Source organism: Chloroflexota bacterium (assembly GCA_026389585.1).
Taxonomy (GTDB): domain Bacteria; phylum Chloroflexota; class Dehalococcoidia; order UBA2247; family RBG-13-53-26; genus JAPLHP01.
In genome coordinates this window covers 1-15,400 of sequence record JAPLHP010000024.1, presented here as the reverse complement: position 1 = coordinate 15,400, position 15,400 = coordinate 1, and the positions used below count along the sequence as shown (strand labels likewise).

14 protein-coding genes and 1 pseudogene are annotated in these 15,400 nt (G+C 55.2%); 10 read left to right on the top strand and 5 right to left on the bottom strand.

Annotated features, from left to right (window positions below; all coding sequences use genetic code 11):
* Positions 1 to 562: 562 nt before the first annotated feature.
* Positions 563 to 1,054, bottom strand: a complete 492-nt coding sequence (locus NTZ04_01985; GenBank protein ID MCX5991092.1) for a hypothetical protein — start codon at positions 1,052 to 1,054, stop codon at positions 563 to 565.
* Positions 1,055 to 1,079: 25 nt separating this feature from the next.
* Between NTZ04_01985 and NTZ04_01980 the strand changes: the two genes are divergently transcribed.
* Positions 1,080 to 1,376, top strand: a complete 297-nt coding sequence (locus NTZ04_01980; GenBank protein ID MCX5991091.1) for a hypothetical protein — start codon at positions 1,080 to 1,082, stop codon at positions 1,374 to 1,376.
* Between the two features lie 33 nt (positions 1,377 to 1,409).
* Here the strand turns inward: NTZ04_01980 and NTZ04_01975 are convergent, their stop codons facing one another.
* From NTZ04_01975 to NTZ04_01960, 4 genes and pseudogenes are all read right to left on the bottom strand, one after another.
* Positions 1,410 to 2,360, bottom strand: a complete 951-nt coding sequence (locus NTZ04_01975; GenBank protein MCX5991090.1) for a zinc ribbon domain-containing protein — start codon at positions 2,358 to 2,360, stop codon at positions 1,410 to 1,412.
* A gap of 138 nt (positions 2,361 to 2,498) precedes the next feature.
* A complete protein-coding gene (locus NTZ04_01970) occupies positions 2,499 to 3,293 on the bottom strand; it encodes a zinc ribbon domain-containing protein (protein MCX5991089.1) in 795 nt (264 codons plus the stop codon).
* A 94-nt stretch (positions 3,294 to 3,387) separates the two neighbouring features.
* The gene (locus NTZ04_01965; protein ID MCX5991088.1) at positions 3,388 to 5,289 is read right to left on the bottom strand and encodes a C39 family peptidase; all 1,902 of its coding nucleotides are present in this window, start codon (positions 5,287 to 5,289) and stop codon (positions 3,388 to 3,390) included.
* Positions 5,290 to 5,664: 375 nt separating this feature from the next.
* Positions 5,665 to 6,456 (bottom strand): annotated as a pseudogene (locus NTZ04_01960) (chromosome condensation regulator).
* 467 nt (positions 6,457 to 6,923) lie between these two features.
* Between NTZ04_01960 and NTZ04_01955 the strand changes: the two are divergent.
* From NTZ04_01955 to NTZ04_01915, 9 genes are all read left to right on the top strand, one after another.
* A complete protein-coding gene (locus NTZ04_01955; protein MCX5991087.1) occupies positions 6,924 to 7,076 on the top strand; it encodes a hypothetical protein in 153 nt (50 codons plus the stop codon).
* Between the two features lie 95 nt (positions 7,077 to 7,171).
* On the top strand, positions 7,172 to 7,594 hold the full coding sequence (locus NTZ04_01950; GenBank protein ID MCX5991086.1) for a zf-TFIIB domain-containing protein: 423 nt from the start codon (positions 7,172 to 7,174) through the stop codon (positions 7,592 to 7,594).
* A 27-nt stretch (positions 7,595 to 7,621) separates the two neighbouring features.
* Positions 7,622 to 8,188, top strand: coding sequence for a LemA family protein (locus tag NTZ04_01945; protein MCX5991085.1), 567 nt, complete (start codon positions 7,622 to 7,624; stop codon positions 8,186 to 8,188).
* Between the two features lie 17 nt (positions 8,189 to 8,205).
* The gene (locus NTZ04_01940; GenBank protein ID MCX5991084.1) at positions 8,206 to 9,429 is read left to right on the top strand and encodes a M48 family metallopeptidase; all 1,224 of its coding nucleotides are present in this window, start codon (positions 8,206 to 8,208) and stop codon (positions 9,427 to 9,429) included.
* 728 nt (positions 9,430 to 10,157) lie between these two features.
* The gene (locus NTZ04_01935; protein MCX5991083.1) at positions 10,158 to 10,493 is read left to right on the top strand and encodes an EthD domain-containing protein; all 336 of its coding nucleotides are present in this window, start codon (positions 10,158 to 10,160) and stop codon (positions 10,491 to 10,493) included.
* A gap of 28 nt (positions 10,494 to 10,521) precedes the next feature.
* On the top strand, positions 10,522 to 12,930 hold the full coding sequence (locus tag NTZ04_01930) for a glycyl radical protein (GenBank protein ID MCX5991082.1): 2,409 nt from the start codon (positions 10,522 to 10,524) through the stop codon (positions 12,928 to 12,930).
* 16 nt (positions 12,931 to 12,946) lie between these two features.
* Positions 12,947 to 13,882 carry a glycyl-radical enzyme activating protein gene (locus tag NTZ04_01925; GenBank protein ID MCX5991081.1) on the top strand — a complete coding sequence of 312 codons (936 nt, stop codon included), beginning with the start codon at positions 12,947 to 12,949 and terminating at the stop codon, positions 13,880 to 13,882.
* Between the two features lie 31 nt (positions 13,883 to 13,913).
* Positions 13,914 to 14,849: an alcohol dehydrogenase catalytic domain-containing protein gene (locus NTZ04_01920; GenBank protein ID MCX5991080.1), complete on the top strand. Its 936-nt coding sequence runs from the start codon at positions 13,914 to 13,916 to the stop codon at positions 14,847 to 14,849.
* A gap of 130 nt (positions 14,850 to 14,979) precedes the next feature.
* Complete coding sequence (locus NTZ04_01915) at positions 14,980 to 15,255, top strand: hypothetical protein (protein MCX5991079.1); 276 nt, start codon at positions 14,980 to 14,982, stop codon at positions 15,253 to 15,255.
* The last annotated feature ends 145 nt before the right edge of the window (positions 15,256 to 15,400 follow it).

Sequence of the window (15,400 nt, the reverse complement as noted above, 5' to 3'; positions counted from 1 at the left end):
GCACTCCTGGGAACGAGGAAGGGGGCGATGGGAACTGGGACCTCACCCTGAGCCCCCGTGTGTGTCCCCAGGCCGCTGGCCACGGGCAACCCGCAAGGCCACTCGGCGGCGGCGGTATACGAACGCTCTCAGGCCCTCCTCGTTCCTGGCGGGGCGTGGGCTGGGGGTGGGGCAGGATGACAGGCACGCGGGGACAACCTCCGAGATGGTGCATAGCCAACAGAGGCTGTCAACCTCAGCTTGGATACAAAGGGGAGGGCATAGAGCTGGGAGTATCCTCAGCACCCTGTGACCATCTGGGGCTGAGGGGGTAGGGGACGCAGCTTAGGCGGCCAGAACTGCAACAACCCTGGGCATGTCTCGGACAGCATCACCGGATGACTTCATCATGTTGCCATCGAGTACGTCGCCAATACCTCGTCCAGTCGTTCATGTCTTCCCATCATACACAGTCTTCGATTGGCTGGTCCTGGGACTATGCGAGCCGGTACCCGCGTCCACTCGTTAGCCAGTCTCACTTCGCAGGCTCGGCCTCCATTTGCAGTACCTGCCGGGGCGATGACTATTCGACTCGTATCGAGCTCCCATCTGGCAGTGATAGGGTAGTCCGCCCTTTTGAAGTGTCGATAATGAACTTCAGCCCCGTCGCGTCCTTAGGAACGCCTGGAGCGCCATAGACAGTGTTGGACATGACATACCCAGGAGTCATGTACGTTGACCCCATCCCCACGGTGTCGAAAGAACCAGTGTACTTGGTCCCATGGCTATCCACAAAGTAGCCTTGGATATAGATGGTTTCGTTTGTGGTGTTTCTCAGAGTCACATCTACAAACAGTCCACTCTCTCCCCACGAGGGGAAATCCATGAAGTAGATGTCGTTCAGCGTCCCACTGAGCGCGCTTCCTCCTGTGTTCGCATCGCCATTACCATTGCCATTGCCGTTGCCATCACCATCGCTTCCGCCATTACCACACGCAACCAACGGTACAGTCAAGAGAAGTAGCATCAATACAGCTAGGGCGCATACCAGGAACCTAGAATCGTGTCGTTTCATTTCGTCCCCCTATGAGTAGTCTTGGTTGTCTAGAAATATCGCTGTGGGTCTCCCTAGGATAGTTTGGACGGTAGAGGCTGTCAACCTCAGCCTGGATATGAAGGGGGGGCACTACGCCCAGGTTGCGATGACCACGGCGTTGGTGGGGTTCGTTTCGGTGGAAGGGGCGACTGCCCCCAGGGCAGGAGCAGGTGGTGGGGGGAGTGGGGAGGTGGGGCAGGAGGCCAGGCACGCAGGGACGGCTGGTAACCCAACCGCCGAGTTCTCTCAGGAGATCAGCCGGGAGCATGGTACGGGTGGGGGTGGGCACAGCCCACCCTAGTGCTCTCTCCATGATCTTGTTTGGAGAAGTACATTAGGTGGTCAAAAACCAGCGTTTGAAGAGTGTCTCAAGCCAGCGCCTCGAGCCCAGCAGCGCGCCCAGACTCAATAGGCCACCGATCAATGTCAGGTACACGCCGTATCCGTAGCCACCCGATACACCCAGGTCGGCGTGACTTCCAATATCGACGATTCCCCAGACAGCGGCCAGAATCGAAGCTATCCCTCCCAACAAGATGAGTGTGGCCCAGCGCGCCTTTGTCTTTGGACTGGCCAGGGCAGATATGGCGCCTACCACGGCAAGCAGAACGCCGATCAAAGCAAGGTAAACCTCGCCCCTTCTATCCAAAGTCTCACCCCCGAAGCTCCAGCCCCTTATCCAGTCCAACGCAGATATGTTTGCGGACACCCATCCGCTGATTGTTATCCAGGGAGTAAGAAAACCGACCAAGATGACTGCGGCGCCGATGATTGCCACGATTTTCGTTGTCTGCGTTGATACTACTGCTTGGCTGACGCTGGGTTTCTGGAAAAACGTCTGGAGAGCCGCCCCGCAACTGAGACAGAACCGGGCCTGTTCTGGATTTGCCTTTCCGCACTGGGGACAGAGTCCGGGGCGACTTTCACTTGCCATCCCAGGCTGGGGCACGTCTGATTTCTGGGTGGGCTTGCCGACAGGCGTGCCGCATTTCTGGCAGAATATGGCTTCGTCCGGATTTGCATTGCCGCACTGCGGACAGAGGCCGGGGCGACTTTCACTTGCCGTCGTAACTTGGCTCGCCGCCGATTGCTGAATGGAGTTCCCGACAGGCGTGCGGCATTTCTGGCAGAATCTCGCTCCGTCCGGATTTGCGTTTCCGCACTGCGGACAGACCGCAGGACGAGTTCCGCGGCCAACGCGTCCGGCTCGGACAACAATGGTATAGACTAGTGCGATCAGTCCAATGATGGCCAGGAAAATAACAAGGAACCCAAACAGTGTCATTAGCCCTCCTTCTATAGTTGCAGCGAATATTAGTGAACGGGTTCTGCGTTTACCCCGTTCTCGGCGACCACCTACACACCTTACAGGGAATCACGATATGCAGCAGTCGCCCACAGAATCAGGTTCTTAGTACTGCATCTAACCTATTCGTTGCTCTACTATCCTAGCGTAGAACTCCGCGTCTTCGGGATAGGTCGTACCAACGTCTACAAGCACGTTCTTGTCTCTGAATAGGCACTCTGCCGAGGCAAGCTCCTGTATCACCACTACGACGCATTCGTCACCAATGTCAGTGTGGTAGTGTTGCACGGCACTGGCACTGCCATACTCATCAGGGGCCTTCGAGGCATAAGCGTTTCTGGCTGCATCAACAGAAGAGTAGACGGTAACACTACTGTTCGTGACACCATACATCAGTGTTCCGTAGCCACCACAAAAGAAAGTTACGCTATATACGGATAGAACATTCGTGCCCTCCATTACATTATTGACACGCAACTGAGTACACCCATTTTCAATGTCGCTCGCTTTCAGTGCCAATTCTGAAGCGTCCTTGGTGACCGCGGCGTTCTGTTGAGTGAGGCTTCCACCACCTCCACCGTCATTTCCCCCACGTCCTATTCCAAAAAACCATATTGCCGCAACGATGACCAGCACAACGATTATGAAGGACACTACTCCGAATATACGAAGCCGCCGCCCAGTCCTGGCGGGTTTCTCAGTTGTTTCCGGTCTCAACGTCTGGCGTAGAGGCGTACCGCATTTGAGACAGAATGCCGCTGAACCGTCATTCGGTTGCCCGCACTGGGGGCACAAAGTAGTTCGACTTCGACGCCCCGCCCTCCTGATACCAAGGAATTTGCCCGCGAACAGTCCGAGTACCAGAAGAACCCCCACGATAATGACGATTTCAAGAGCCCCAATGTCGTGCATTGTCAGCACACCCCCCTTCTAGAGGTGGTCTCGCCTTTGTCCCATATGGTGGAACTCTGCTTCTACTCTGCAATGTGTCATACGGTTAAAATGGCTAGCCCTGTTTTGGCGCTCGCCTGCTACTGACCAAGTAGGCCACAACGCCTACTCCTACAGCCGCCGCAACGCCAACAACAATCCAAATCCAAGATGGCAGCCCTTGCTCCGAGGTAGCTGATAGAAACTCCTCATGAGTAAGCTCAGCATCGGCAGATAGGCTGTTGTCCACTGTGCCATCGCCATTGGAGTCTATGGCGATGGTCGCCCCTTGCTGGCCTAGAGACAGAGCATCCCAGTCAATCGTGTACTGATGCACCCCATTGGCTAGTATAGGAATATCAGTGGCAGCAAATGTGACGGGTCCTGTATCTTTCACCAACGTCACGGTGAGCCCATAGGAACCTTGTCCTGTGCCTACTACTTCGTATCTATAGGAGTCAACTGGCGAGAGTATTGTGACCGCGTCGCCGTAGTAGGTCGAGTTCGGGATCTCATTCCTCGTCTCCCCACCCACGATTCCCGTAGTCCGATCCTGCGAGTCTAGCACCCTAAGCTCGCCCGGGCTGTGCAGTTTGATCGTGATCCAGTTCGTCTGACCGAGTCCCTCCGTCAAGCGGATCTCCCCCTCAGGGTTGGCATAATCTGCCCGTTGCCAAGGTGCCTTCACGTGGCTGATGCTAAACTCATTGGTCTTGTAGTTGCCGGCATCGTCCAGGTCAGCTCCGGCAAACGACTCCGCGGCTGACATTGGCTGATATGTGAAGTTGTTTCCCGATATGGCAGTCCCGTCGCCCTCCCCGCTAATTGGCAGTGAACTGTCGGCCATTCCATGACCGCCCAGTTCCACATATGCAACAAGTTGGGAGGTGTCCGATATCTCAGACTCATTGATCCACTGGTGCTGAGTCAAGCCAAAGTAGAAGGGTTTGTTCGTAGCATTGTTTACCCAGACAAACGCCGCCTCGAAGTCATGCTCGTGATTGTCTAGGGGAAACGCGTTGTTGGCATAGTAGTACCAGTATTCGTATACCACAGAATCTGGGTATGTGACTACGTTATAGTAGCAAACGCGAGTTGATCCAAACTTGCCAGCATCCCAGTTCTCATGATTGTTGGTTACATCACCGTCATCCCCGTGCACATCAGTAGGGTAGTAGTTCTCTTTGTCGTCGAATCTCAGGGTGGGCGCGTACTTCTTCACTCCCCAAACCGTGACATGCTTGGTCTTGCTAGTTGTTGCAGAAGTTGAATCGGTGATGGTCAGCGAGACGGGGTAGCTTCCTGGAGCAGAATAAGCGTGCGAGGGATTCTGATCATTGGCAGTGGTCCCATCACCAAAGTCCCAGGCATATGAGTAAGGTAGTATGCCGCCAGAAGGCAGGCCAGTGAAGTGAACTACCTGGTCTTCTATGGCATAGACAGGATCGGCAGAGAAATCTGCTGTTGGCGGAGGAGCAATGACGACTACAGAGCCACCCTGATCCGACATAGCCAGCGAAAACTCAGTGTTGGCATAGTACTTGTCGTGTCCTCCGCTTGTTCCAGGATCATTGCAGATCACGTGTGTGCTGCTATAACCCTTGACTACTACGAAGTGACCTCCAGAGTAGGTGTAGCTCCTGTTGGAAAGACGTCCCGCGATGACGGCTACGATAACAGGATGACCCGCGTCAAGCTCTCTCTTGAGTCTATTCAGATCCCATCCACTTGCTTTGTAGGTCGAGAAGCCACCATATTCACGTGCGAGGGATTCAAGCTTGGTGGTGGTACTAATGGAGCCATTGTAGCCATTCACCGGGTCACCGTATTTTGTGTAGAGCCAATCATCAATGTCTTTGATCCCCTGCTCAGTCGGCACAGTTCCGTTCCAGTAGGAGAAGACCATAAGCGATGAGGTTTGCCCACAGTTATTGGTTTCTGCCCAACTACCAGGAGGAACCTGTGCCTTGAACGGCACATCCAGGTTCACGAGCTGCGGAGCATTCCCCGTGATGAAAGTTGTCTCGGCTGACCAAGTTGACCAAGCTCCGTGATTGTCCTGATATCTCACGTGCCAGTAGTAGGTTGTATCATAGGTCAGCGTCCCTGATGGAACAGGGAGCGTGGGTAGTCCCGTGATACTGGAGAAACCAAATAGAGGGGCTAAATAGTCTCCTTCAGTAGTGGTTATCTCCCACTGGGAAACTGCCAGTGAGTCTTCTGCATCTGGGTCTGAAAAAGCTGATGCTTGCAAGGTAGCTGTCAGGCTCACACCTGAGCCTATCGGCGAGAGGTTGGTGGGCTGGTTGGGGGGGTGGTTCGAGATGGTGACCCCCAGATTCCAGTTAAAAGTGTTGCACTGGCCTTGGTCGTTGTATCCCACAGCCACCACTGTGCCGTCGGACTTCAGGCCCACCGTGTGCCATGCTCCTGCGTCCACCTGCTGTATGTCGGTCCAGGAGCCCACGTTACACTGGCCTTGGTCATTGTATCCCACAGCCACCACCGTCCCGTCAGACTTCAGGCCCACCGTGTCATCGTCCCCCGCTGCCACCTGACAGATGTCGGTCCAGGAGCCCACGTTGCACTCACCATCATCGTTGTATCCCGTGACTACCACTGTGCCGTTCGACTTGAGGCCCACCGTGTGATACTTCCCCGCTGCCACCTGACAGATGTCGGTCCAGGAGCCCACGTTGAGCCGACCGGTCCCCCAACCCACCTGGGTCATCATGGAATCATCTCCCGTGGCTACCGCCGTGCCGTCGGACTTCAGGCCCACCGTGTAATCGTACCCAGCAGCCACCTGCTGGATGTCAATCCATGAGCCCACGTCGCAGTAGCCACACGATCCCGTGATCACCACCGTGCCATCGGACTTCAGCCCCACCGTGTGAAAGAGCCCGGCAGCCACCTGCTGTATCCCGGTCCAGGAGCCCACGTTACACTCACCGTAGTAGCTGGCTCCCACCGCCACCACCGTCCCGTCAGACTTCAGCCCCACCGTCCAATTTTGTCCTGTGGCCACCTGCTGTATCCCGGTCCAGGAGCCCACATTGCACTGGCCGGCTCTATTGTCTCCTACGGCCACCACAGTACCATCGGACTTTAGCCCCACGGTGTGTCTGAGCCCTGCGGATACCATGGGGGTCACAGGCGAGTCAGCAGAAACCACATCTCGCTCAGGAAGCACAGAAAGAATGGGAACGAAAATAAGTGTGGCCAGGAGAAGCGCCGTTAATATTCTGTTAACACCACCGCGTGAGAAACTGCCTCTGGGGATGAGGCTGCTGCGGAATCTCTTATCGAACGGCCAATGGAGCCGAGAGAAAAACAAATACTCTGCACAGCCGATAAATCGTCTGCTACCCACGTTCCCCCCTTTACGAGTAGGCTTGCTCCGCTCGGGCACTAGATGCGTGATTGCCTGACCGAAGTGTGTATCGTGTGGGAATTCTGCCCTGATGATATGCAGACTGTCTGACAGTTGTCAAGGATTGGAGGTTATGTCTGGTTACCCACCTCAGCTTGGATACGAAGGGGGGACGTTGGGGAACACGCCGCAGAATTTACGCCCAGACGGCGATGACTACGGTGTTCGCAGGGTCACCGTTGAGATCGGCTACAGCGTACTCTCTTCCGGTGATCATCTCGACTGAGGGGCATGGCTTGGCTGAGGGGTATTCCTTTGTTCATGCTGATCGGTTAGTGATGTGGTATGATGTTGATGGAGGTTTGGGTAATGCCGATGTGTTGGCCTGTTAATGCTGGACTGCATGCACTTGAAATACATGCATAAGGTTGATTATGCTTGCTTCTTGAGTAAAATAGGTATGGTTTAATGCCTAAGGGGGAAATCGGTGGACTGTCCGGCATGTAAAGGTGTGGTGGTGGTGGTGGAGTATGAGAGGATTGAGCTCGACTACTGCACGAAGTGCTACGGCGTCTGGTTTGATGCCGGAGAGCTGGAGTTGCTGGAAGCGCGTTTGGGATTGGAAGGCGGGGCGCTTAATATGAATGAAATCATGGCCTTGCCTGAAGAGAAGGTGGCTGAGAAGTCGAGAAGGTGTCCGATATGCAGAAGGAAGATGAAAAAGGTTTACATTGGCTCTGATCCGAAGGTGTTGATAGACGTCTGTCTCAGGGGAGATGGGCTATGGTTCGATAGCGGTGAAGTCAGCCAGGTGCTGGCACAGTTGAAAGACAAAGACAGAAGCCATACTGGCCATAAGCACAGCAGGGTTGTTCACTTTTTGGGAGAGGTATTCAAAGTAAGAGAATAATAGAGATCTATTTCGAGGAGGTGATCTATGAAGATCGCATTGTATGTTGTTCTTGGGGTGGTGGTGGTTCTTCTTCTCCTGTTGGTGGGGGTATACAACGGGCTGGTAAGGGCACGCAATCAGACTAAGAATGCCTGGGCCCAGATCGATGTCCAGCTCAAGAGGAGACATGACCTGATCCCGAACCTGGTGGAAACAGTTAAAGGGTATAAGAACTTCGAAAGGGAGACGCTGGAAGCGGTCACCAATGCCCGCAATCTGGCGCAGAAGGCGGTTGGTACCGGCGTAGGAGCCCAGGCCAAGGCCGAGGGCGAGCTCAGCGGAGCTCTTTCCAGGCTGCTGGCTGTGGTGGAAAACTACCCCGACCTGAAGGCCAACAAGAACTTTCTTGCTCTTCAGGAAGAGTTGACCTCAACGGAGAACAAGATAAGTTTCTCACGCCAGTATTACAATGATTCGGTTCTCGGCTACAACAATAAGATCCAGATGTTCCCTTCCAATGTTGTGGCGGGAATGACTGGTTTCAAGGCTGGCGAGTTCTTCCAGGTTACAGTAGCTGAAGAAAAGGAAGTACCCAAGGTTAGCTTCAATTAGCCAAGAGACGCTCCGGCATGTGGGAACAGATAAGGTCTAACCAGACTAGATCCATAATACTGGTGGCAGCCATGGGCCTGCTGCTGCTCCTGTTTGGCTATTTCCTGGGTGTAGCTCTATTCGGTAGCGGTGTTGGCGGCCTGATCGTAGCTCTGGTGGTATGGGTGATCATGAGTCTGATTGCCTATTTCCAGGGGGATAGCATCATTCTCTCCATATCCGGAGCGAGGAAGATAAGCCGCGACGATCATCCCCGTCTCTACAACGCTGTCGAGGAAATGAAGATTGCCTCGGGGCTGGGAAAGATGCCGGATATCTATATCATCGACGACCCGGCCTTGAATGCCTTTGCCACGGGGAGAGACCCCAATCGAGCCTCCGTCGCTATTACCTCCGGGCTGCTGCAGAAGCTCAACCGCGATGAGTTGCAGGGTGTTATTGGTCACGAAATATCCCATATAAAGAACCGTGATGTACTGTTGATGGCGTTATGCAGTGTACTGCTTGGGACTATTGTTATTCTAGCGTGGTTTGCCTCCAGGATGATGTTGTTTGGCGGTATGCGAGGCAATAGAAGGAGTTCCTCATCGGGAGGCGGCGCAGCGTTGCTAATAATCGTTGTAGCTATACTTCTGATGATACTGGCACCGATTGCGGCTCAACTGATATACTTTGCAATTTCCAGAAAGAGGGAGTATCTGGCCGATGCCTCCAGTGCCCTGTACACCAGGTATCCAGAGGGACTCGCCTCGGCACTGGAGAAATTGGCTGGTTCAACCACCGAGGTAAAGTCGGCCAACCAGGCGCTTGCCCCAATGTATACGGTTAACCCCTTCCGCAGCGGAGGAAGAGCGGCCAGTGATCTGACCAGCACCCACCCGCCAATCTCGGAGAGGATAAGAATATTGCGGAGTATGGCGGGAGGCGCCTCACTGGCAGCCTACGACAAAGCTTATCGTGAAGTCAGCCGGTCTGGCAGCGGGGTCATGCCCGCCTCTGCTCTTGCAGGTGTTCCTGCTGTAGCTGCACGGAAGCCGGAAGCCGTAGAACCGGAAGCGGAGAAGGTCGAGCGCACGAGGGAGACCTCTGATCTTCTGTGGAAGTTCAGTGACTATGGTCTTGTCAACTGCGAGTGCGGCACGAAACTGAGAGTGCCGCCCAAATTCAGAGGCGATAGCATCAGATGCCCTCACTGCGGGAGAGTCAATCCCTTGCCCCCCAGACAAAAGTCAGTAAGCTGATTCACGCTCAGGCGATCCTGTTTCGATAATTCCGAGCATCAATTCTTCACCCAAGGCGCAATGAATAGTGCTGAGTGATCCGGGACAACTACTGCTTTTCTCACCTGGCTTCCTCTTTTGTGGTCCCTGACGATCAAGATTGCCTTGGTATTGCCTGGGGGAACATACTGAGTATGTCTGCACGCGGATATCGGGCGTGTCTGATGATGAGTTCCCGGTTTTGTATCAAGCTGGCATCTTTGACTGATATGGGGATTATGCGATGGATCGAGTAGCTGAATGCCTGTTGCCTACCCAACTCTGCGATTTTGGCAGGCATTCAGCTATAGGGGAGAAAGCTTCTCAGTTAACTCGGGGCTGTTCTGATGACCGGCAGCGATTCGATCGTGTCCATCAGTTTGTGAAAGAGTTTCCTTATGGGCTTGAGGATTGGGATGTGAAGGCGTCGGAAACGCTGAGAAAAGGGTGGGGAATGTGCTGCGGCAAGACCAACTGCAGTGTGAAGTCTATCTTGACACCTGTCCATCAGAGGATATGAACCCTTATCTGCCTGAGTTCAAAACCCTTCATGACCTGGCTCAGAGGTGTCTCGTTGCCGTGTCCGTCAACTGAATGAACTGCTCAACCGGCAAACCTTCACCACACTGGCCTTGCGGAAGTGCAGCCTGTACTTCCTTTGGCGTCGGGATATACAATGCTGATGGGGGAATGAAAGGAGGTATTTTCGCATGGTCAAGGCAATAGCGTTGTTAAAGAGGAAACCCGGCCTTTCACTAGAGCAGTTCCGCAAGCACTATGAGGAGGTTCACGCACCATTGGCGAAGAGGGTCTTCCCTTTCATCAAGAAGTATGTGCGCAACTATGTCAGCACCATGCCCTTCTCGTCTGGAGATAAAGAACCGAAGTTCGACTGCATTACTGAGGAATGGTTTGACAACATGGAGGGATTCCAGACCATGATGGATATATACGCGAGCGAGACTGGTCGTCCCATTCGTGAAGATGAGAAGGAACTCTTCGATATGACCAGAGTAGTATATGTGTTTGTTGAAGAGGTGGCGTGAAGATAGACGCTGAAGAGGAGGTCCCACAATGAGCGCAGAAGCAAGTGCCACGACAGTAGCCAGGAAGTCATGCCATCCCAGCACAGAAAGAACTGCGAAACTGAAGCAGGCCTACATGCAGCACAAACCAAACATCTGTGCTGACCGCAGTGTGCTGGTTACCGATTCGTACAAGAAGACGGAGGCTCTGCCTCCGGTTCTGAGGCAGGCGCTGGCCTTTGACAAAGTGCTGAGTGAGGTTCCCATCTGGATCCAGGATGGCGAACTCATCGTGGGCAACATCGCCTCCAGGCCAAGGGGAGTTTTTCTGTTCCCGGAGTACGATGACACCTGGCTGAAGCCGGAATTGGACACCATATCGACGAGGAAGGGTGACCCCTGGCTTCTGAGCGACGAGGACAAGGCCCGGTTGAAGGGGTGCATGGAGTACTGGCAGGGTAGGAATCTCGCGGCCATAGCCAACGCGCTCACCATAGACGAGGTCAGGCAGGCAGAAAGGAACTCGTTCAACGATATCCGCATGGGCAAGCAGGGTGGCATCGGCCATATCGCCCCTAATATCGAAGGGGTCATTTCTAGCGGCTTGAACTCATTCATTGAGGCTGCGGAAGCCCACATAAGTCGTTTGGACCTCACTAACCCTGATGATTATGCCAAGGTACCCTTCCTCAGAGCAGTGGTAATAGCGGACAAGGCGGTGATCAAGTGGGCCAGGCGGTTTGCCGATCTGGCACGGGAGAAAGCTGCCGTAGAGCCAAATGAAGAGCGGAAGAGGGAACTGGAGCAGATAGCCGAAACATGTGACTGGGTGCCGGCCCATCCGGCCCGGAACTTCGGGGAAGCGCTGCAGGTCGTGGCCTTCATTATGGCTTCGGTACAAATCGAAACGAACGGGGTCTCTATCGGCACCGGCCGCTTAGATCAGTATTGCTTCTCGTACTATGACAGAGACATCAAGCAGGGGGTAGTCACGAAGGCCCAGGCGCTGGAGCTCCTGGAATGCCTGTGGCTCAAGGTCGCGGAGTCGAACCGCGTGGCCAGCGAGGTCCTCACCTATGCACATAACGGCTATCCTTTTTGGATTCAGGTGCCGATTGGCGGGCAGACCGCCGATGGCTACGATGCCACCAACGAACTCTCCTATCTCCTGCTGGACGTATCCAGCAACATGCAACTCCACGAGCCAACGGTGTCGGCCAGAATACACAAACGGACTCCGGACAAGTTCCTCATGAAGTGCTGTGAAGCTATCAAGAACCATGGGGGCGGGCACCCCGCCTTGTTCAACGACGAGGTGATCATTCCGAGCCAACTGGCCTACGTTCCCGGCATAACCAAAGAAGACGCCTACGATTACTGCATTATCGGGTGCTCGGAGATAACCTTCGCCGGAAAGGGGACGGAGGGTATCCCTTACCATGCCATGAGTCTGGGGCGACTCCTTGAATTGACACTGCAGGGGAAAGATCCTGTTACCGGGTCTCCCCTGGCGTCAACCGGTGGCATGCTAACGTGGGAGACTTTCGACGACATGATGAAGGCGTTCTCCGAGCGGGCAAGGATACTTGCCAGAATCATGTTTTTGCAGACACTTCCACTGGTAGAAGCGCATACAAAGCACCGGCCCTGTCCCTATCTGTCCTCGCTTACAAGAGACAGTATCAGCCGTGGCAAGAGCTACTATGACGGCGGCGCCATATACGGAAACCGGGCGGTACACGCCTGCATCGTGGGAATCGCTACCCTGGCGAATTCGATGGCGGCCATCAGGAAGCTGGTTTTTGATGACCGAATCATCACCATGGCTCAACTCAAGCATGCGCTGGAAACCAACTTCGAAGACAGTTCGACGGAAATGTGCCTCCGCGCCCCGAAATACGGGAATGACGACCCGTACGTGGATAATCTGGCCAAAGACTGTCTGAACATAGTGCTGAAGGAACTGCGTCAACACCAAACCCTTCCAGGGCAGGGCTATGGGGCCACTATCGCTCCGGTGGCAGCCCACATGAGCTACGGGCTGCTTTGCGGGGCCACTCCCGACGGCCGGACAGCAGGGACTCCGTTGAGTGATGCTTGTTCTCCGGCTCAAGGCACCGACGTAAACGGGCCGACAGCCAGCATCAAGTCCGTGGCCAACCTGGAACACGTGAACCTGGTTCAGGGAACGATCTTCAATATGAAGATGCACCCCGGACCATTGGAGACCCAAGCTGGCATGGTGAAGTGGGCCAATCTGATCCGGACCTATTTCGATCTGGGCGGATGGGAGATCCAGTTCAACGTGGTGAGTGCGGAGACCCTGAGGGAAGCGCAGAAACACCCGGAAGACTACAAGGACCTGGTGGTGCGGGTGGTGGGATACAGTGCCTTCTTCGTGGAGCTGGAGAAGGCGGTCCAGGACGATATCATCAAGAGAACGGAACACGGGGTGTGATACCGCGAAGAGTGTCATGACAGGCAGCACAACCGGACAGGTTTTCAACATTCAGAGGTATTCCATCCACGACGGCGCTGGAATCCGGACGCTGGTGTTTCTGAAGGGCTGTCCGCTGGGGTGCCTCTGGTGCTGCAACCCGGAATCACAGAAAGGCCAGCCTGAGCTCGGCTTCATCGAATCCCGATGCGTGGGGGACAGCGCGTGCGGAGCGCCATGCCTGTGCGCCTGTCCTGTCAAAGCGATTCACCTGAACAGGCAGGGCAAGCCGTCGATTGACAGAAAGGCGTGTGATGCCTGCGGCAAGTGTGTTGCGGCGTGCGGCAAAGATGCCCTGAAGGTCGTCGGCCGGGAGATGCCCGTTGACGAAGTGCTAGCGGAAGTGGAGAAGGACCGAGCCTTCTACCGGAGGTCGGGCGGCGGCATTACGGTTGGGGGCGGCGAACCGCTGGCCCAATACAGATTCGCGGCAGAGCTTCTCAAAGCAGCCCAGGAAGCCTATCTGCACACCGCCTTAGAGACCTGCGGACACTTACCGTGGAGCTATCTTGAGGCTGTCCTCAAGCACGTGGATTTGCTGCAGTTTGACGTGAAGCACATGGATCCGGCCAGGCACGGAGAGCTGACGGGGCGGTCAAATGAACTGATTCTCGGCAATCTCAAGAGAGTGCTCTCCGTGAAAGCCTCCCAGGATGTCATCATAAGAATCCCGGTTATTCCAGGCTGGAACGATTCCGTGGAGAACATCGGGGAGACGGCCAGGTTTGTGTGCGGACTGGGTTTCCGGCAAGTCGAACTGGTGCCCTATCACAGACTGGGGATTTCGAAGTACGCCCAGTACGGCATGGTCTACCCACTGGCCAATTGTGAACCCTCACCTCAGACCCATTTGGATGAGCTCAGGAAGGTTGTGAAGCAGTCCGGGTTGACGGAGATGGCTGGGAGTATCTAGTACATGTAGTCCTAGCCCAAGGAGCGAGCGGATGCGTGCCGTGTATTTCAAGGATGGAGAAGTAGAGCTGCGGGAGGTGCGGGAGCCCTCTGACGAAGGAGTCAGGGTGATCGTGCGTTCCATCGGCATTTGCGGCTCTGACCTCCATATGCTGGAAATGAAATCGCCCTTGAACTGCGTGGTCGGTCATGAAGTGGCGGGGGTGCTTGATAATGGTACGTCCGTCGCTGTGGAGCCAACCATGCCTTGCCACGAATGCCCCAGTTGCCGGGCCGGTGACTACAACTTGTGCCAGGCGAGGGCAGGGAAGTCGCTTGGTGTCGGTCGAGACGGAGGCATGGCCGATGAACTCAGGGTCCCGGAGAGATGTCTGGTCTATCTGCCTTCGAATGTTGATGTGCGAGACGCCTGCCTGGTTGAGCCTCTGGCGGTGGCAGTGCACGGACTTCGCCGGGCTGGTCTGGAGGCGAGCGAGCGCGTGGCGGTAATAGGGGGAGGCGCCATCGGCCTCTGCGCTGTGGCAGTCGCCAAAGCCGGCGACGCAACGGTGGGGCTGTCCGCACGCTACGACCATCAAATGGCTGCGGGCATGTCTCTTGGAGCCCGAGAGGTTGAAGGGCAGTACGACCTTGTTGTAGATTGTGCTGGAACAGACAAAGCAGTGAACAGGGCTGTCAGGTTGTGTCGGCCGAAGGGTAGAATCCTGATTCTCGGGACGCATTGGAACGGCCTTCCGTTTCCCCAGATACCCGCCATGATGAAGGAGGTAACGGTCATCTCCTCGTTCATGTATGCCGCTAATGGCGCTGTGCGGGACTTTGACGTTGCGGCCATGCTGCTCTCCAGGCATCCTGAGATCGCCAGGGCCTCGATCACACACCGTTTCCCGCTGGCAGAAGTGAAACAGGCTTTTGCCGTGGCGCGAGACCGGAAAGCAGGCGCCATCAAGGTGGTGCTGGAACCCTAGCCGATGTCTGCCTTTCGATCCCGGTGGCATCTGGCCCTGTGACACGGTGGCGGCCATCGGCCTATAATTGAATCGGTGGCACCCCACACGGGGCAACTACCAGACAGAGAAGCTCGGAGGCATTGGGGACGTGGAAGAAACGCGCATAGAGGGAGTTGTCCGATACTCATCCGGCGGCATTCGGGTCTACGGGATACCCGTGGAGAGCTTCCCAAACCATGTGACTAACGTTTACCTGCTTCTGGACAGGGATCCCACACTGATCGATGTCGGCTTCAACAGCGACGCCGGAAGAGGTGACCTCGAGAGGGGCTTCGATGTCGTCCGCCAGGAGTTTGGCGAGCCGCGGGGTTCAATAGACAGAACCGGAGACGTGGTCTTCAAGGCAGTATTCGCGTTCTGCTGAGTAAGTGTACGTCGTCAAACCCTATGATACAAGTCGGCTGTTTTGGTAATGAACAGTGGGGCATGGGTCCGGCTCAAGGTAGTGACCGCGTTGGCAGCCTTTCTTGAAGCAATGCTCTGCTGTTTTACCTCCTCCCGGCGGGCCA